Here is a 16,496-nt window from a genome sequence, read left to right as displayed (position 1 = left end):
TGCGCATGGATCGCTCACCCCATCCTGGTCGTTTTCTGGTGCTTGAGGGTATCGAGGGCTCGGGCAAGACCACCCAGATCGAGCGGCTGGAGGCTCGATTGCGCGCCGCCGGCCACAGCCTGCGCGTCACGCGCGAGCCGGGCGGAACCGCGCTGGGCGAGCGCCTGCGCGGGTTGCTGCTGGATCCGGATCTGCCCGGGATGTGCCCGGAGGCGGAATTGTTGCTGATGTTCGCGGCGCGGGCCCAGCATCTGGCCGAGATCATCCGGCCAGCCCTGGACGCGGGCGACTGGGTGCTCAGCGACCGCTTTACCGACGCCTCCTTCGCTTACCAGGGCGCGGGGAGGGGCCTGGGCGACCACCGAGTGGCCCGTCTGGAAGACTGGTTGCAGGGCGAGCTGCGGCCGGATCTGGTGATCCTGCTGGATATTGCCCCCGAGACCGGACTGGAACGGGCGGTGCAGCGGGGGCGCCGTGACCGGATCGAGCGAGAGGCGCTGGACTTCTTCGAGCGCGCGCGCGAGGCGTATCGCCAGCGCGCGGCAAAGGCCCCCGACCGATACCTGGTGGTGGATGGAGCGGCGGATCCGGACACCGTGGCCGAGCGGATCCTGGCGGGCGTGCGGGAGCGCCTGCCGCTGCACGCGCTGGGGGGCGGCTGAAGGATGGAGGGAACCGACACCCGGGAGGCGCTGCCGCCCTGGCTGCAGGCGCCGTGGAGCGGACTGGTCCGGCGCGGACGTGACGGCCGCCTGCCCACCGGTCTGCTGATCCACGGCGCGACCGGGGTGGGCAAGGCCCTGCTGACCACCGCGCTGGTTCAGGCACTGTTGTGCCAGCGCGCCAGCGGCGAGGAAGCGGCCTGCGGCGAGTGTAACGCCTGCCGCAGCTTCAGTACCGGTGTGCACCCGGAGGTGATGGCCCTGGAACCGGAGGAGGCCGGGAAGGAGATCCTGATCGCCGCGGCCCGCGAGGCGATCGACTTCCTGTCGCTGTCCGGGTCGGGGGATCTGCGCTCCGTGATCATCCGCCCGGCCGACGCCCTGAACGCGAATGCCGCAAATGCCTTGCTCAAGACCCTGGAAGAACCGCCGACCGGGGCGATGCTGATCCTCGAGGCGGCGCAGCCCGCGCGTCTGCCGGCGACGATCCGCAGCCGCTGTCAGACCATCGAGATCGCCAATCCGGCCCCGGCGGACGCGACGGCCTGGCTGCGCGGGTTCTCGGATAATCCGGCAGCGGTGGACGAGGCCTATGCAGCCAGCCTCGGGCGACCGCTGGCCGCCCGCGAGATCCTGACCGACCCCGAACGCATGGGTCGCTGGGAACAGGACCGCGAGGCCCTGACCGCGTTGTTGCGTGGCGCCAGCGTGCACGCAATGGCGGCTACCCTGCAGCGCAGCCTGCCGGAATCCCTGATTCCGCGGATCCAGGCCCTGCTGGTGTCGGCCCAGCGTCTGGCGGTCAACGGCGAGCCGGATGCCTTTGGCCGGCAATTCCCGCGCGATCTTCTGGAGGGCTTTGCCCGGCGTGCCGGCGCGCGACGCCTGGCCGAGCTGTCCGCGCGGGCGCTGGTCTGGCAACGCCAGGCGAGCCGTCAGCTGAACCCGCAGCTGCGCATGGAGGATATCGCCCTGAATTTCCAGGCGAAGTAGCTGCATAACTCACGCCGCGAGCGGCAACGGGGTGGCGCGCGATCGCATCGATGGGCGATACTCCTTGGCCCAGCACGTAATCAGGTCACACGGGAGGGTCTATGGCCGGGCAGGGCATGCTCACCTTGGCAATCAAGGAAAAACCCGCGCTGTATGCGGCGTACATGCCGTTCGTGACCAATGGCGGGCTGTTCATCCCGACCGACAAGGCTTACAAGCTCGGGGATCAAGTCTTCCTGCTGCTGTCACTGCTGGAGGATTCGGACCGCCTGCCGACGCCCTGCACGGTAGTCTGGATCACCCCGCCACGGGCGCAGGGCAACCGCCTGCGCGGCATCGGCGTGCAGTTCAACAAGTCCGACAAGGGCGTGACTCATCGCCGCATCGAGGAGCACCTGGGCGGTATGCTGAACTCGGACCGCAAGACCCACACGTTCTAGCCGCCGGGCAAAGGCCAGGGTGTTCGGGCGGGCTTGCCGTTCGAGCCCGTCACCCGCCGCAGCTCGCCGCGTCCGGGTCCCCTTGTCGACCCGCATCCGCCACCCTCAGCGTACGCCTGCAGCCGCGTTCTCGCGGATGGCCTCGGCCAGGCACTCCAGCGCGCGGTCGATCTGCTCCCGCGTCAGATAGAAGTGGGGTGCAAAGCGGATCCCGCCGCCGCGCAGGGCACACAGCACCCCGTACCCCTGAAGCCGGGCATACAGCGCATCCAGATCGTCCACCGGTGGCCGGAAGGTGAGGATGCCGGCGCGCCGGCCGCGCGGTGTCAGGATGCGGCATCCCTGGCTGCGCAACCCGTCCTCCAGGTGCAGCCAGTGCTCGCGGATTTCGTGGTCGATGGTCTCGAGCCCGGTCTCCAGCAGCAGCGACAGGCTGGCGTGCAGGGCGTGAATCCCCAGCATATTCGGGCTGCCCGGCTCAAACCGCCGGGCGCTGGTGGCTGGTTCGATGCCGGGGTTGGAGAAGTCACCGGCATGCGCCAGCATGTTCCAGCCGTATTCCTGCAGCGTCAGCTGCTCGCGCGCCTCCGGGTTCACGTAGAACACCCCGATCCCCTCCGGCGCCAGCATCCACTTGTGCGCATCCGCCATCACGAAATCGGCATGACAACCGGGCGCATCAAAGGGCAGGGCGCCCAGGTGCTGGATCGCGTCGACGCAGAACAGGATGCTGCGCGCGCGCAGTTCAGCGCCCAGCGCCTGGATGTCGATGCGCATCCCGGAGTCGTAGCGTACCGCACTGGTGGCGACCAGGCGCGTATGCCCGTCGCAGGCGGCCAGAAGATCGCGTTCCGGCTCCGGACCAACCGGCACCTCGCGGGCCTCGATGCCGAAGCGCTCGGCCGCGGCCAGCCAGACCACGCGGTTGGACGGAAACTCGTGGGCCGGGAACACGACGTTGTCGCCCGGGCACCAGTCGAGGCCGAAGGCCACCATCGACAGCGCCTCCGAGGTGTTCTTGACGAAGGCGATATCCTCGGCCGACGGGGCGCCGATCAGCGTGCGGGCGAGCGCCCGGGTTGCATCGACATGCCGCAGCCACTGGAGGTAGTCGCGCGAACCATGGACGACGTTCGTATGGGCGAACTGGCAGACCGCCTCCTCGGTGCGTCGCGGCCATGGGCCGACGGCGGCATGGTTGAGATGGATAATCCCTTCCTGCGGAAATTCCGGGTGCATGCGATCCTCCTGGGCCGGGCCCGAAGGGTAACCCAGTCGGGCGGCCCGTAGAACACCGAGCGCGCGCCAGAGCCGCCGTGACCGGTGCCGCGTGTCAGGCGCTTGTTGTGATTCCCCGGGCAAGTTGTTAATTTGCGGGCTCCCTGAATACCCCGGGTCTGCGCCTCAATCCATGTCATCGGGTTTGGTGAACGGGCCCTCGCAGCGGCCGCATGGCCTCGTCCACCGCGCCTTCCGGCCTCCCGCAGGCGCTGCGCCGTTTTGCACCTTGCCAGTACAGGAGGGACGGATGAATTCCGTTGTCCAGTTCTATCAGGACCCCGAGCTCGGGGCGGTCGAGCCGCGCGAATTCCGGGTCTTCAATGACCGTTCGCTTGACCGTATTCCGGCGGTCGCGGCGCTGCCGGAGGCCATGCGGTTCGAAATGCGCGTGGTCGCCAGCGTGCTGCCGTTCCGGGTCAACGAGTACGTGATCGAGGAGCTGATCGACTGGGACCGCGTCCCCGACGATCCCATGTTCCAGCTGACCTTTCCGCAACGGGACATGCTCGCTCCCGAGGCCTTCGAGCGCATGGCACAGCTGCACCGAAGGGGGGCGGGGCGTGACGAGATCCAGGCGCTGGCACGCGAGTTGCGCCAGGCGTTGAACCCGCATCCCGCCGGGCAGATGGAGCTCAATCGCCCAAGCGAGGAGGCGGGCGAAGTGATCAACGGGCTGCAGCACAAGTACCGCGAGACGGTCCTGTTCTTCCCCGGACAGGGGCAGACCTGCCACAGCTATTGTACCTTCTGCTTTCGCTGGGCCCAGTTTGTCGGAGACAAGGAACTGCGGATCGCCAGTACCGATGCCGGATTGCTGCACGACTACCTGCGCAGCCACACGGAGATCAGCGACCTGCTGATGACGGGCGGCGACCCGCTGGTGATGAAAACCAAGCACCTGAAGGCCTACCTGGAAGGATTGCTGGAGTCGGATCTGGCCCATGTCCAGACCATTCGCATCGGCACCAAGGCCCTAACGTTCTGGCCCTATCGCTTCGTCACGGACAGTGACGCGGACGAGCTCCTGCATCTCCTGGAGCGACTCGCGGAGGCGGGGAAGCACGTGGCGCTGATGGCGCATTACAACCATCCCCACGAGCTGCGTACCCCGATCGCGCGCGAGGCGATCCGCCGCGTCCGGGATACCGGTGCCGAGATCCGTGCCCAGGGCCCGTTGCTGCGGCACATCAACGATGATGCATCCGCATGGGCGGATCTGTGGCGAGAAGAGGTCCGCCTGGGGATCATCCCGTACTACATGTTCGTCGAGCGCGACACCGGCGCCCGACGCTATTTCGAGGTGCCACTGGCCCGGGCCTGGGAGATCTATCGCGAGGCCATGCAGCAGGTTTCCGGACTGGGTCGCACCGCCCGGGGCCCCTCGATGAGCGCGGAACCCGGCAAGGTCGAGATCCAGGGCGTGGCGGAGATCCAGGGCGAGAAGGTATTCGTGCTGCGGTTTATTCAGGCGCGCAATCCCGACTGGGTACAGCGGCCCTTCTTCGCGCGTTATGACGACCAGGCCACCTGGCTGGATCAGCTGGAGCCGGCCTTTGGCGAGGAGCGCTTCTTCTTCGAGGACGAACGGGCCGCGATGAAGGCCGAATCCGGTCAGTAACCGCCTTCTATGCGAGCGGCTTTGGCACAATACGCTCCATGGACAACAACACCCTGAAGCAACGCGACCTGCGCGCCCTCTGGCATCCCTGCACCCAGATGAAGGATTACGGCGAGGAGGGCACCCTCCCGCTGCTCCCGATCCAGCGCGGGGAGGGTGTCTGGCTCTACGATTTCGACGGCAACCGCTACCTGGACGCGATCAGCTCCTGGTGGGTCAACCTCTTTGGCCACGCCAATCCGCGTATCGGCGATGCGGTCAAGGATCAGCTGGACCGGCTGGAGCATGTGATCCTCGCGGGCTGCACCCACGAACCGGTCGTGGAGCTGTGCGAACGCCTGATCGACATCACCCCCGACGGGCTGGAGCGGGTGTTCCTGGCGGACAACGGCAGTGCCGGGGTGGAAGTCGCCCTGAAGATGAGTTTTCACTACTGGCGCAACGTCGATCGCCCGCAAAAGACCCGCTTCATTCGGCTGTCGAACAGCTACCACGGCGAGACTCTGGGCGCGCTTTCGGTGAGCGATGTGCCGCTCTACAGCGCCACTTACGAACCCCTGATGCTGGATGTGATCACGGTGCCGGCCCCGGACTGTTTCGACCGCGAGGACGGCGAAACCTGCGCCGACGTGGCGCGCCGCCAGTTCGTGCACATGGAACAGGCGCTTGCGGCGCATGCCGATGAGGTCGCCGCGGTCATCGTCGAACCCCTGGTCCAGTGCGCGGGCCACATGCGCATGTACGACCCGGAATACCTGCGGCTACTGCGCGAGGCCTGTGACCGTCACGGCGTGCACCTGATCGCCGACGAGATCGCCGTGGGCTTCGGGCGCACCGGCACGCTGTTCGCCTGCGAACAGGGGCCGATCACGCCCGATTTCCTGTGCCTGTCGAAGGGGCTGACCGCTGGTTATCTGCCCATGGCCGCGGTGCTCACCACGGACTCGATCTACCAGGCGTTCTACGACGATTACGAAAAGCTCAACATGTTCCTGCACTCCCATTCCTACACCGGGAATCCGCTGGCGTGCAGGGCGGCACTGGCCACCCTGGATATCTTTCAATCGGATCCCGTTCTCGAGAGAAACCGGGAGCTTGCATCCCATATCCAGAAACGGCTTGAACCCTTGAAAGATCATCCACACGTCGCCGATGTCCGCCAGCACGGCATGATTGCGGCGGTGGAACTGGCGCAGGACAAGCAACAGCGGACGCCATACCCATGGCAGGAGCGCCGCGGCCTGCACATCTATCGCCATGGCCTGACCCGGGGCGCCTTGCTGCGACCGCTGGGGAACGTGAGCTATCTGATGCCGCCGTACGTGATCACCGAGGATCAGGTCGACTTTCTGGTCGAGGTGATGACCGAGGGCATCGAAAAGGCGGTGAGCGCCTGAACGGAGCGCTGCATCGGGTCCGCGGTTTTGGGTGTCGGGCGATTCGCATGCCGCGACGCGGGATACCCAGGCGTCGAGACCATTCCGGCACGCCGCTGCTCCAACGGAAACGACGCATAATACATATTATGTTAAATCCGAGGTGAGCGACGGTTGGCGGGTTTCAGGTCAGTCGCCGGTATCTCCCCCGGTCTTGCCCCTCTCTTGCGTGTCCATGCCCGAATCCGGCCTTGGCCGGGCTCCGGCGGTTCTCAGGAAAGACTGCTGATCACGTGGGTCAGGATCTGTTTGACCCGCGTCATGCCCACATCCAGATTGGCCGCGATGTCGTCCATGGTGATCTCGCCCTCGGCCCGGCCGGCGGCCCAGTTGGCGATCACGGCGCAGCAGGCATAGTTGAGGCCCACTTCGCGCGCCAGGGCCGCCTCGGGCATGCCGGTCATGCCGACCAGGTCGCAGCCGTCGCGTTCCAGTCGGTCGATCTCCGCGGCCGTCTCCAGGCGTGGCCCCTGAGTCGCGCCGTAGGTCCCGTCCTCCACCGCCTCGATCCCGAGCTCGTCGATCGCCCGGATCAGGGTCTGGCGAACCGCCTCGTTGTACGGCCAGGTCATGTCGATATGGGTGACCTCTTCCAGGTCACCGCCTTCGAAAAACGTGTTCGCGCGTGACCAGGTGTAGTCGATGATCTGGTCCGGGATCGCGACCACCCCCGGCTTCATCTCCTCGGTGATCCCGCCGACCGCGGCGACGGCGACCACGTTGTCGATACCGACGTTGTGCAGTGCCCAGATATTGGCCCGGTAGTTCACCTGGTGTGGCGGGATGGTGTGGCGCGCCCCGTGGCGCGGGAGGAACACGATCTCGATGTCGTTCAGCCGGCCAAAAACCAGCGGGCCGGAGGGCTCCCCATAGGGCGTGTGCATCACCTGGCGTCGGGTGATCTGCAGGTCTTTCAGTCGGGTCAGACCGGTGCCGCCGATGACGGCGATGCGGGGTGCGGACATTAATCAGTGCTTCCCTGGTGGTCGGCCACGGCGAAGATGCCGGGCGCGTTGCGCAGGTAGTCCTGGTAGTCCATACCGTACCCGAACAGGTAGCGGTTGGGCGCCTCCAGGGCCGCGTAGTCGACGGTGATCGCCGGATCCCGGTCGGGGTTGTGCTTGTCGACCAGGACGATGGAGATGACCTGCCGAGCGCCCTGCTCTTCGCAGAAGGTCTTGATGCCTTCCAGCGTAATGCCGCCGTCGAGGATGTCGTCGACGATCACGACGGTACGGTCCTGCAGGGCCGCCTGGGGACGCGCAAGCCAGTGCAGCTGGTCGCCGCCGCGGGTGCCGCCGCGATACCGCGTGGCATGCAGGTAGTCGACCTGCATCGGGAACGACCAGCGCGTCAGCAGCCCGCCCATCAGCACCACACCCCCGTTCATCACGCCCATCACCAGCGGATTGCGGTCCTTCAGCGCGACCGCCGTGCGTTCGGCCAGACGGTCGATCGCGGTCTCGACGGCGTCACGGCTGAAGAGACAGTCGGCATCACGCAGCGTGGCTCGCGCCTGTTCCGGGCTCATGGCATGTCCTGGGGGTGTCGGTGCGGGAAATCATGTCCGAGCATCCGGAGCGAGGCAAGCTCGCAAATTCCGGACCCCGGAAACGCAACCGGCCGGCACAAGGGCCGGCCGGCTGGCAGACGAAGGTCGAGGACCTTAGTAGGTGAAGGTCACCGTGTCGTCGTCCATCGCTTCGGAGATCACGTAGGCGCCGCCCACGGTTTCCTCGATTTCCGGGATCAGGTCGTTGCCCCACAGATCCAGGGTCGGGGTGCAGACCTTCATCACGACGCCGGCCTCGTGGGCATCCTTCATGAAGTCGTAGACGCTCTTGCTGGAGCCTTCCTGCACGAACAGGTTTTCGGCCACGCCCTTCTTGGCGAGTTCGCCGGCACGACCGGTCATCACGACTTCAACGTCGTATTCCATCGCGGCGGCGACAGTGGCCTGGAAGAACGGGGCACCCAGTTCGGAAGCGTTGCTCGGGTCGGTGTTGACCATGACGATCAGGAGCTTGTCGGCCATTTTGGATCTCCAACTTCAGTGGTGAGTGTGAATATTACTAGCTGCTCAATCGCAGACCGGTGGCGCATTATAGGCGCCTCGACGCGCGGGCGCCAATGCGCCGCCCGGTTCAGGCGGTGGCGAGCTGGCTTGCGCGGAGCCAGCGATCGAGCTGCGCGCGAAGCGCCGGGAGGCGGTTTGGATCGGCATCGACGGGCCGTGCGCGCAGGCGTTCCAGGCGGCGCGCCGATTCGGCGGACAGGGGCTGATCCACCTGGGCCTCCAGGATCCGGTCGGCCTGTTTCGGCTCGTTGCAGATCAGCACCATGTCGCAGCCGGCGGCGCGTGCGGCGGCCGCCCGTTCCGCGGGGTCGCCGATCCCCTCGGCGCCCGCCATGGCCAGGTCATCGCTGAGGATGGCGCCGCGATAGCGCAGCTCGCGGCGGAGGATGTCCTGCAGCCAGACACGCGAGAATCCGGCGGGATAGCCGTCGACCTGAGGGTACAGGACGTGCGCCGGCATGATCCCCTCGAGATCTCCAAGCACGGGCCGGAAGGCCTCGAGATCCTGATTCTCGATTTCGGACAGGGGGCGATCATCCACCGGCAGCGCGACATGGGAATCCGCCTTCACGGCACCGTGCCCCGGGAAGTGCTTGCCGACCGCGGCCATGCCGGCGGCAGCCAGGCCCCGGATCAGTTCGCCGGCGAGGCGTGCGATCACGTCCGGGTCGTAATGAAACGCCCGGTCGCCGATGACGTCACTGATCTCCAGATCGCGGTCGAGGACGGGCGTGAAACTGAAATCGATATCCAGTGCGCGCAGTTCCCGCGCGAGCAGCTCGCCGGTCGCATGCGCCAGTTCACAGGCCTTGTTGCGGTCGTAGTCGTAGACGTGGCCCAGCTGGCGCATGGGCGGGATCGCGGTGAAGCCCTCGCGCAGGCGCTGCACGCGCCCGCCTTCCTGATCCACGGCGATCAGGATGCCGGGGCGCTCGGCGCGGATCGCGGCGACCAGCGCCTGGATCTGCGTCGGCGTGCCGGCATTGCGGGCAAACAGGATCACCCCGCCGGTGGCGGGATGTCGCAGGCGTTCGCGATCTTCCGGGGTGAGTTCGATTCCGGTGACGTCGAGCATCACCGGACCCAGGGGCAAGGGGTCGTTCTGGGGCATCACTCAAGGCTCGAATCGGCGCTCCCGCGGGAGCCATCTTTTCAGGATAGCGAGGCTTCGGGGAGAAAGGCGAGTGCCTTGAGCTTCTCGATGCGATCGCGGATGCGGGCCGCCTCCTCGAATTCGAGGTCGCGTGCTTTTGCGAACATCTCCTGTTCGAGGCGCTCGATCTCCTTCGCCGCGTTCTCCGGCGCCCCCAGATAATCAGCGCCCTCCTCCGCGACCTTCCGCCCGCGGCGGCCGCCGGAACCGGGCGTGGCGTTGCGCGCCTCGAGGATGTCCGCGATGTTCTTGCGGATGCCCTGGGGGGTGATCCCGTGGGCCTCATTGTGCTCGATCTGCTTGGCCCGGCGGCGCTCGGTCTCGTCGATCGCACGTTGCATGGAGCCGGTGATCTTGTCGGCGTAAAGGATGGCCTTGCCGTTCACGTTGCGCGCGGCGCGGCCAATGGTCTGGATCAGCGAGCGGTCGGAGCGCAGGAAGCCCTCCTTGTCCGCGTCCAGGATCGCCACCAGGGAGACCTCGGGCATATCCAGCCCCTCGCGCAGCAGGTTGATCCCGACCAGGACGTCGAACTCCCCCAGTCGCAGGTCGCGGATGATCTCCATGCGTTCCACCGTGTCGATATCCGAGTGCAGATAGCGCACGCGCACGCCGTGTTCGGTGAGGTAATCCGTCAGGTCCTCGGCCATGCGCTTGGTCAGGGTGGTGATCAGCACCCGTTCGTCGCGTTCGACGCGATCGCGCACCTCCGAGAGGACGTCGTCCACCTGCGTACCGGCCTGACGGACCTCCAGTTCCGGGTCCAGCAGCCCGGTCGGGCGGACCACCTGGTCGACAATCGCCCCGGCATGTTCGCGCTCGTACGGACCCGGGGTGGCCGAGACGTAGATGGTCTGCGGCATCAGGTCCTCGAACTCCTCGAAGCGCAGCGGACGGTTGTCCAGGGCCGATGGCAGGCGGAAGCCGTATTCCACCAGGGTCTCCTTGCGCGAGCGGTCGCCCTTGTACATCCCGCCGACCTGGGGCACCGAGACATGGGATTCGTCGATGACTAGCAACGCATCCTTCGGCAGGTAGTCGAAAAAGGTCGGCGGCGGCTCGCCCGGGGCGCGTCCGGAGAGGTAGCGCGAATAGTTTTCGATCCCGTTGCAGTACCCGATCTCCAGGATCATCTCCAGGTCGAACAGCGTGCGCTGTTCCAGACGCTGAGCCTCGACCAGACGATCCTCCTTGCGCAGGAATTCCAGGCGCTCCTTGAGTTCGTCGCGGATGTGGTCCACGGCCTCCAGCAGGGTCTCGCGCGGGGTTACGTAGTGCGTCTTGGGGTAGATCGTCAGACGCGGCACCGTGCGCAGCTGTTCGCCGGTGAGCGGGTCGAAGTACGACAGCCGCTCCACCTCGTCGTCGAACAGCTCGATGCGCACCGCCTCGCTGTCGGATTCTGCCGGGTGGATGTCGATCACCTCGCCGCGTACGCGGTAGGTGGCGCGCCGCAGTTCGGTGTCGTTGCGGGTGTACTGCAGTTCCGCCAGACGCCGCAGCAGGTCGCGCTGGTCGATCCGGTCGCCGCGCTCGACGTGCAGCACCATCGACAGATACTTGCGCGGGTCGCCCAGGCCGTAGATGGCCGACACCGAGGCCACGATGATTGCGTCGCGCCGCTCCAGCAGCGCACGGGTGGCGGACAGGCGCATCTGCTCGATGTGATCGTTGATCGAGGCGTCCTTCTCGATGTAGGTGTCCGACGACGGGACGTAGGCCTCCGGCTGGTAGTAGTCGTAGTAGGAAACGAAGTACTCCACCGTGTTGTGCGGGAAGAACTCCTTGAATTCCCCGTACAACTGCGCCGCAAGCGTCTTGTTGGGTGCCAGGATGATGGTGGGGCGCTGTACCTGCTCGATCACGTTGGCGATGGTGAAGGTCTTGCCCGATCCGGTTACGCCGAGCAGCACCTGGTGCGCGAGGCCGGCCTCCAGCCCCTCGGTCAGCGCGCGGATCGCCGTCGGCTGATCGCCCGCCGGCTGATACTCCGATACGACCTTGAATTGTTCGCCTTCGCCTGGCTGCACCTTATCCTCCGCGCCTGATTTCAGTATCATTTCGCCCCGACCGCTCGCGCGGCCCATCGACCCGATCACACAGAGGCCTACCCCTTGGATATCGAGCTTTCCGACCGCGTCCAGCGCATCCAGCCCTCCCCTACTCTGGCCGTCAGCGCGCTGGCCGCTCAGCTTCGCGCGGAGGGGCGGGACATCGTCGGGCTGGGGGCCGGAGAACCGGATTTCGATACCCCCGAGCATATCAAGCAGGCGGCGGTGGACGCGCTTGCCCGCGGAGAAACCAAGTACACTCCGGTGGACGGTACGGCCAGCCTCAAGGCGGCCATCATCCGCAAATTCGATCGCGACAACGGCCTGACGTTCACCCCTGACCAGATCCTGGTGTCCTCCGGTGGCAAGCAGAGCATCTTCAATCTCTGCCAGGCCCTGCTGAATCCCGGGGACGAGGTCGTGATCCCCGCCCCCTACTGGGTGTCCTACCCGGATATCGCCCTGCTGGCCGGGGCGCGCCCGGTGATCGTCAGCGCCCAGCAGGATGCCGGCTTCCGCATCACCGGGGAACAGCTGGAGGCCGCGATCACCCCGAACACCCGCCTGGTGTTCCTGAACAGCCCGTCCAATCCCACGGGCGCGGCGTATTCGGCCGCCGAGTTGACCGAACTGGCCGAGGTGCTGCGGCGCCACCCCCGTGTGGTCATTGCCACGGATGACATGTACGAACATATCCGGTTTGGCTCGGCCCCGTTCGTGAACATCGTCAACGTCGCCCCGGATCTGCTCGAGCGCACCGTGGTGCTGAATGGCGTATCCAAGGCCTATGCGATGACCGGCTGGCGCATCGGCTACGCCGGTGGTCCGAAGAACCTGATCGCGGCGATGAAGAAGATCCAGTCGCAAAGCACCTCCAATCCGACCTCCATTGCCCAGGCCGGCGCCGAGGCCGCACTCAACGGCGACCAGGGCTGCGTGGTGGCCATGTGTTCGGCCTTCGCCGAGCGCGCTCGCCACGTCGTGGACGGCCTCAATGCCATCGACGGGATCGACTGCCTCATGCCGGACGGCACCTTCTACTGCTTCCCTCGCGTCACCGGCCTGATGGCGGCAGCCGATATCGACACCGACGTCGCCCTGACCAAGCAGCTGCTGGACGAGGTGGGCGTGGCCCTGGTTCCGGGGAGCGCCTTCGGCGCGCCGGGACATGTGCGTGTCTCGTTCGCCACCAGCGTGGACCAGCTCGACAAGGCCCTGGAGCGCCTGCGCGAGTTCGTGGCGCGCCACCACTGACGCCGGGTACGGCGGCGAAACGCGTCGGGCGGCCAGATTTTCCTTGACGCCCCCGCCCCGCCCGATTAGGATTTGCGCCCAATTCCCCGGTAGCTCAGTCGGTAGAGCGGGTGACTGTTAATCACTAGGTCGGCGGTTCGAGCCCGTCCCGGGGAGCCAGACAAAGAAAAAGCCAGGTCACCATGACCTGGCTTTTTTCGTTTGGGGGGTTACGGTCCCGTTACCCTACTCCGGCTCGTGCTCGAGGGGCTCCAGCGACTGCAGGTAGACGGCAATCGCGCGGCGGTCTTCGTCGGTCAGATGAGCGGTGCCGTGGTCGATCACGTCGGCCATGGCGCCGCCGGCAAAGTCGCCGTCGCGGGTCAGGCCCATCTCCAGGTAGCGGGCGATATGGCGTTCGCCCCAGCGTCCGATGCCGGTCTCGCGATCCGGGGTGATGTTCGAGGCGACATCCCCGTCCGGCAGGCGGGCCCCGGCGCCCAGACGCTCCAGGTCGAGACCGCCGGTCCGAGTGCGCGGGGTGTGGCACTCCATGCAGTGGCCGAGGGCCAGGGTCAGGTAGGCGCCGCGGTTCCACTGCTCCGATTCGTCCGGGTCGGGTTCGAAGGCCCCCGGCTCGAAATGCAGCCACTTCCAGCCCATCAGGGACGGCCGGAACCGCGCGTACCAGACCAGGTCGTGCGGCGTGTTCTCCCGCGCCACAGGCTCGACCTCGGCCTGCAGGAAGGCCCACAAGGCCTCGATGTCCTCGTCCTTCATGCGGGTGTAGGAGGTAAACGGAAACGCGGGATAGTAATGCCGCCCGTCCGGCCCGCGGCCCTGCTGGAGCGCGCGCTTGAAGTCGTCCTCGGACCATCCGCCGATGCCGTGTTCCGGATCCGGCGTGATGTTGGGACCGTAGAACACGCCAAAGGGGCTCTCGATGGGGCGCCCGCCGGCCAGAAATTCGCCGTCTTCCGCCGTGTGGCAGGTGACACAGCCCCCGGCCCGCAGGACGTACTCGCCATAGGCGATGCGATCCTCCGCGTCCGCCTCGGGCTCCAGCTCACCGATCGAGGTGTCCGCCAGTATGGGGGCGGACCCGATCAGGCCGGCAAGACAGAGGGCCGGCAGCCAGGCTGTCGGCCCTCGTTTGGTACCCGCCATTGCCACCGATCAGTCGCGGCGGAAGTCGTCGTGGCAGGCCTGACAGGACTGCCCGAGGTTGCGGAAGCGAATGGCGTATTCGTCTTCGTTGCCCGCCTCCACGGCGGCATGGAGCGCCTCGGCGGCCTCGCGGGTGTCGTTGGAGAGTTCCTCGAAGCGCTCCCAGTCATCCCAGATCTCTTCCTTGGCATCGGTATCCGGGAAGTCGCTGCCCTCGGGGAACAGGCTGGGGATATCCTGACTGAGCGCCACCAGCTGGCTGGTGTGCATCTCGAGGTTGTCCCCGAAATCGGCTCCATCCACGACCACGGCGGCGATGGCCCCGACGTTCCCGCCGATCGCGCGCATCACGCCCTGACGGTAGTCGATGGTCGCCTCGTGTTCGTCAAAGGCGTGGACAGTGCTGCCAGCGCTCAACCCGAGGGTCAGTGCGGCGGCCACGGCCGAAGCGGTGACAAGACGTGCGGCATTCTTCATGGTGCTTCCTCCCTGTAACGAAAAGAATCTCGCCCGTGGCGGGCGAGCCGAAGCCTGAACGCTAACCGAGAACTGTAGACGACCCGCCGGCCGCCTTGCCACGGGGCGAAGGGTCCCGCGAAAACTCGCCAGACCTGCCCCATTGACCCTGCTCCGCGCGCGGGGTTCCCGGAGGCCCGTTACAATCGCCCGGCACCCAGTCGTCTGGTACCCACATGCACGAATACAGCCTCCCACCCGCCGACGCGACCGCCTTGCGCGAGGCCGTCATCCACGCCGGCCTGGAGACCAACCGCCGCGGCCTCAATCAGGGCACGTCGGGCAACATCAGTGTGCGCCTGGGCGATGGTATGCTGATCACGCCATCCGGTGTGCCCTACGAGGCCCTGCGTCCGGAAGACCTGGTGTACGTGGATGCCGCCGGGCGCTGGGACCCGCAGCGCAAGCCCTCCAGCGAGTGGCACTTCCACCGCGCGATCCTGCAGGCCCGCCCGGAGCTGGGCGCGGTTGTCCACGTGCACTCCGTGTACGCCAGCGTGGTGGCCATCCAGGGACGCGACATCCCTGCCCTGCACTACATGATCGCGGCGGCGGGCGGGAGCTCCATTCGCTGCGCGCCGTATGCGACCTTCGGTACGGAGGCGCTTTCGCGCCTGGCGGTTGAGGCCCTCGAGGACCGTACTGCCTGTCTACTCGCCAACCACGGCATGATCGCCACCGGGCCGGACCTTGAGCGGGCCCTGTGGCTCACCGAGGAAGTCGAGCTGCTGGCGCGCCAGTATGTCCTGAGTCTGCAGATCGGCGGGCCCACGCTGCTGGATGACGCGGAGATGGACCGGGTGCTGGAGAAGTTCCGCCACTACGGGCCGCAGCGCGACGCGCCACAATAGTCGCCAGAATGGTTCAGAGCCCCGGCACCGCTTCGTCCGCCTCCGGCAACGGCGCCGAGCGCGGGGCGAAGTCGATCCGCTCGCGGGTTTCCAGGTAATGACGCAGCGCCCAGCTCACGGACGGGAACGCACGTTCTTCCAGCGGCGGCAAGGCGTCGAACGGGAACAGCTTCACCTCTTCGGACTCCGGGCCGGGGGCGATCGTGTCGTTCAGCAGGCGCGCCCGGTAGATCATCTGCACATGCCCGACGTGCGGCACGCTGTACACCCCCAGCAACTGATCGACTTCCAGCTCCGCGCGGGCCTCCTCCCAGGCCTCGCGGCGGGCGCCCTCACCCGGGCTCTCGCCCTTTTCCATGAAACCGGCCGGCAGGGTCCAGTAACCACGGCGGGGCTCGATCGCCCGGCGACATAGCAGGACGCGATCCTCCCATATGGCCACGCTCCCGACGATGATTCGCGGGTTCTCGTAGTCCACGAAGCCACAATGGTCACAGACGCGGCGCTCGCGATCATCGCCCTGCGGGACTTCGTTGTGGAAACGTGGACTCAGGCCGGTCGGGTTACGATTCATGGCGGTTCCGTGAGGGCGTGTCAGGAGCTGCAAACAGGTAAACCGGCGCGGCGTGCCCTGAACATGCAACGCCGGTGGCGGTCCACAATAGAAAAGGCGCACCGACGCAGTACAGAGGGGATCATGACCACACGCACACGCTTTACCGTCGGTGAACTGGTTCACCATACCAAGTTCGATTACCGCGGTGTGATCGTCGATGTGGACCCGGTATACGCCGGTTCCGATGAATGGTACGAGACGGTGGCCAGGAGTCGTCCGCCGAAGGATCAGCCGTGGTATCACGTACTGGTGGATGGCTATTCGCACAGCACCTACGTGGCCGAACGCCACCTGGAACCGGATCCGCGCGGGGAGCAGATCGAGCATCCGGCCCTCGGGCAGTTCTTTGACCGGTTCATGAATGGACGCTATTCGCGCCACGGGGACCCCGGCGCCCATTGA

Annotated in this window: 17 protein-coding genes and 1 tRNA gene; 9 read left to right on the top strand and 9 right to left on the bottom strand. The window is 66.5% G+C overall.

What is annotated here, in order from left to right; all coding sequences use genetic code 11:
- Positions 1–5 precede the first annotated feature (5 nt).
- The 3 genes from tmk (at position 6) to D105_RS0102665 (ending at position 2,095) form a co-directional block, all read left to right on the top strand.
- The gene (gene tmk / locus D105_RS0102675; protein WP_018879112.1) at positions 6–662 is read left to right on the top strand and encodes a dTMP kinase; all 657 of its coding nucleotides are present in this window, start codon (positions 6–8) and stop codon (positions 660–662) included.
- A gap of 3 nt (positions 663–665) precedes the next feature.
- Positions 666–1,655, top strand: coding sequence for a hypothetical protein (locus D105_RS0102670; RefSeq protein WP_018877400.1), 990 nt, complete (start codon positions 666–668; stop codon positions 1,653–1,655).
- 101 nt (positions 1,656–1,756) lie between these two features.
- Positions 1,757–2,095 (top strand): PilZ domain-containing protein, encoded by a 339-nt coding sequence (locus tag D105_RS0102665; RefSeq protein WP_017941553.1) that lies wholly within the window; start codon positions 1,757–1,759, stop codon positions 2,093–2,095.
- 105 nt (positions 2,096–2,200) lie between these two features.
- Here the strand turns inward: D105_RS0102665 and D105_RS0102660 are convergent, their stop codons facing one another.
- Positions 2,201–3,334, bottom strand: a complete 1,134-nt coding sequence (locus tag D105_RS0102660; RefSeq protein ID WP_018877399.1) for an aminotransferase class V-fold PLP-dependent enzyme — start codon at positions 3,332–3,334, stop codon at positions 2,201–2,203.
- Between the two features lie 289 nt (positions 3,335–3,623).
- Here D105_RS0102660 and D105_RS0102655 point away from each other — a divergent pair, with 289 nt between their 5' ends.
- Both D105_RS0102655 and D105_RS0102650 read left to right on the top strand, forming a co-directional pair.
- On the top strand, positions 3,624–4,994 hold the full coding sequence (locus tag D105_RS0102655) for a KamA family radical SAM protein (RefSeq protein ID WP_018877398.1): 1,371 nt from the start codon (positions 3,624–3,626) through the stop codon (positions 4,992–4,994).
- Positions 4,995–5,032: 38 nt separating this feature from the next.
- Positions 5,033–6,391 carry an adenosylmethionine--8-amino-7-oxononanoate transaminase gene (locus D105_RS0102650; RefSeq protein ID WP_018877397.1) on the top strand — a complete coding sequence of 453 codons (1,359 nt, stop codon included), beginning with the start codon at positions 5,033–5,035 and terminating at the stop codon, positions 6,389–6,391.
- Between the two features lie 251 nt (positions 6,392–6,642).
- Here D105_RS0102650 and D105_RS0102645 read toward each other — a convergent pair whose 3' ends face one another.
- The 5 genes from D105_RS0102645 to uvrB all read right to left on the bottom strand — a co-directional run bounded on the left by D105_RS0102645 (position 6,643) and on the right by uvrB (position 11,690).
- Positions 6,643–7,395 carry an S-methyl-5'-thioinosine phosphorylase gene (locus D105_RS0102645; protein WP_018877396.1) on the bottom strand — a complete coding sequence of 251 codons (753 nt, stop codon included), beginning with the start codon at positions 7,393–7,395 and terminating at the stop codon, positions 6,643–6,645.
- Positions 7,395–7,961 carry a hypoxanthine-guanine phosphoribosyltransferase gene (locus D105_RS0102640; RefSeq protein ID WP_018877395.1) on the bottom strand — a complete coding sequence of 189 codons (567 nt, stop codon included), beginning with the start codon at positions 7,959–7,961 and terminating at the stop codon, positions 7,395–7,397. The genes D105_RS0102645 and D105_RS0102640 overlap by 1 nt, the downstream gene beginning before the upstream one ends.
- Positions 7,962–8,096: 135 nt before the next feature.
- The gene (locus D105_RS0102635; protein ID WP_018866315.1) at positions 8,097–8,465 is read right to left on the bottom strand and encodes a DsrE family protein; all 369 of its coding nucleotides are present in this window, start codon (positions 8,463–8,465) and stop codon (positions 8,097–8,099) included.
- Positions 8,466–8,574: 109 nt separating this feature from the next.
- Positions 8,575–9,618: a beta-N-acetylhexosaminidase gene (gene nagZ / locus D105_RS0102630; protein WP_018877394.1), complete on the bottom strand. Its 1,044-nt coding sequence runs from the start codon at positions 9,616–9,618 to the stop codon at positions 8,575–8,577.
- A gap of 41 nt (positions 9,619–9,659) precedes the next feature.
- Positions 9,660–11,690, bottom strand: a complete 2,031-nt coding sequence (uvrB, locus tag D105_RS0102625; protein ID WP_018877393.1) for an excinuclease ABC subunit UvrB — start codon at positions 11,688–11,690, stop codon at positions 9,660–9,662.
- An 84-nt stretch (positions 11,691–11,774) separates the two neighbouring features.
- Between uvrB and D105_RS0102620 the strand changes: the two genes are divergently transcribed.
- Both D105_RS0102620 and D105_RS0102615 read left to right on the top strand, forming a co-directional pair.
- Entirely contained in the window at positions 11,775–12,965 is a 1,191-nt protein-coding gene (locus D105_RS0102620; RefSeq protein ID WP_018877392.1) for a pyridoxal phosphate-dependent aminotransferase, read from the top strand.
- 83 nt (positions 12,966–13,048) lie between these two features.
- Positions 13,049–13,124, top strand: a tRNA-Asn gene (locus tag D105_RS0102615).
- Positions 13,125–13,190: 66 nt separating this feature from the next.
- Here D105_RS0102615 and D105_RS0102610 read toward each other — a convergent pair.
- Both D105_RS0102610 and D105_RS0102605 read right to left on the bottom strand, forming a co-directional pair.
- Entirely contained in the window at positions 13,191–14,111 is a 921-nt protein-coding gene (locus D105_RS0102610) for a cytochrome c (protein WP_018866311.1), read from the bottom strand.
- A 9-nt stretch (positions 14,112–14,120) separates the two neighbouring features.
- Positions 14,121–14,588, bottom strand: coding sequence for a cytochrome c (locus D105_RS0102605; protein WP_018866310.1), 468 nt, complete (start codon positions 14,586–14,588; stop codon positions 14,121–14,123).
- A 215-nt stretch (positions 14,589–14,803) separates the two neighbouring features.
- On the opposite strand from D105_RS0102605, the gene D105_RS0102600 reads away from it, so the two are divergent.
- A complete protein-coding gene (locus D105_RS0102600) occupies positions 14,804–15,478 on the top strand; it encodes a class II aldolase/adducin family protein (protein WP_018877391.1) in 675 nt (224 codons plus the stop codon).
- A 13-nt stretch (positions 15,479–15,491) separates the two neighbouring features.
- Here D105_RS0102600 and D105_RS0102595 read toward each other — a convergent pair whose 3' ends face one another.
- Positions 15,492–16,052, bottom strand: coding sequence for an NUDIX domain-containing protein (locus tag D105_RS0102595; RefSeq protein WP_018877390.1), 561 nt, complete (start codon positions 16,050–16,052; stop codon positions 15,492–15,494).
- Between the two features lie 123 nt (positions 16,053–16,175).
- Between D105_RS0102595 and hspQ the strand changes: the two genes are divergently transcribed.
- Positions 16,176–16,496, top strand: a complete 321-nt coding sequence (hspQ, locus tag D105_RS0102590) for a heat shock protein HspQ (RefSeq protein WP_018866307.1) — start codon at positions 16,176–16,178, stop codon at positions 16,494–16,496.

Origin of the sequence: Thioalkalivibrio sp. ALE28 (genome assembly GCF_000377425.1) — a bacterium.
Classification (GTDB): Bacteria; Pseudomonadota; Gammaproteobacteria; order Ectothiorhodospirales; family Ectothiorhodospiraceae; genus Thioalkalivibrio.
Note: the sequence above shows the minus strand (reverse complement) of the source record. Positions and strands in the feature narration are given on the sequence as shown.

Coding starts and splice junctions, on each gene's coding strand:
- tmk (WP_018879112.1), top strand. CDS start 6: ATGGATCGCTCACCCCATCCTGGTCGTTTTCTGGTGCTTGAGGGTATC.
- D105_RS0102670 (WP_018877400.1), top strand. CDS start 666: ATGGAGGGAACCGACACCCGGGAGGCGCTGCCGCCCTGGCTGCAGGCG.
- D105_RS0102665 (WP_017941553.1), top strand. CDS start 1,757: ATGGCCGGGCAGGGCATGCTCACCTTGGCAATCAAGGAAAAACCCGCG.
- D105_RS0102660 (WP_018877399.1), bottom strand. CDS start 3,334: ATGCACCCGGAATTTCCGCAGGAAGGGATTATCCATCTCAACCATGCC.
- D105_RS0102655 (WP_018877398.1), top strand. CDS start 3,624: ATGAATTCCGTTGTCCAGTTCTATCAGGACCCCGAGCTCGGGGCGGTC.
- D105_RS0102650 (WP_018877397.1), top strand. CDS start 5,033: ATGGACAACAACACCCTGAAGCAACGCGACCTGCGCGCCCTCTGGCAT.
- D105_RS0102645 (WP_018877396.1), bottom strand. CDS start 7,395: ATGTCCGCACCCCGCATCGCCGTCATCGGCGGCACCGGTCTGACCCGA.
- D105_RS0102640 (WP_018877395.1), bottom strand. CDS start 7,961: ATGAGCCCGGAACAGGCGCGAGCCACGCTGCGTGATGCCGACTGTCTC.
- D105_RS0102635 (WP_018866315.1), bottom strand. CDS start 8,465: ATGGCCGACAAGCTCCTGATCGTCATGGTCAACACCGACCCGAGCAAC.
- nagZ (WP_018877394.1), bottom strand. CDS start 9,618: ATGCCCCAGAACGACCCCTTGCCCCTGGGTCCGGTGATGCTCGACGTC.
- D105_RS0102610 (WP_018866311.1), bottom strand. CDS start 14,111: ATGGCGGGTACCAAACGAGGGCCGACAGCCTGGCTGCCGGCCCTCTGT.
- D105_RS0102605 (WP_018866310.1), bottom strand. CDS start 14,588: ATGAAGAATGCCGCACGTCTTGTCACCGCTTCGGCCGTGGCCGCCGCA.
- D105_RS0102600 (WP_018877391.1), top strand. CDS start 14,804: ATGCACGAATACAGCCTCCCACCCGCCGACGCGACCGCCTTGCGCGAG.
- D105_RS0102595 (WP_018877390.1), bottom strand. CDS start 16,052: ATGAATCGTAACCCGACCGGCCTGAGTCCACGTTTCCACAACGAAGTC.
- hspQ (WP_018866307.1), top strand. CDS start 16,176: ATGACCACACGCACACGCTTTACCGTCGGTGAACTGGTTCACCATACC.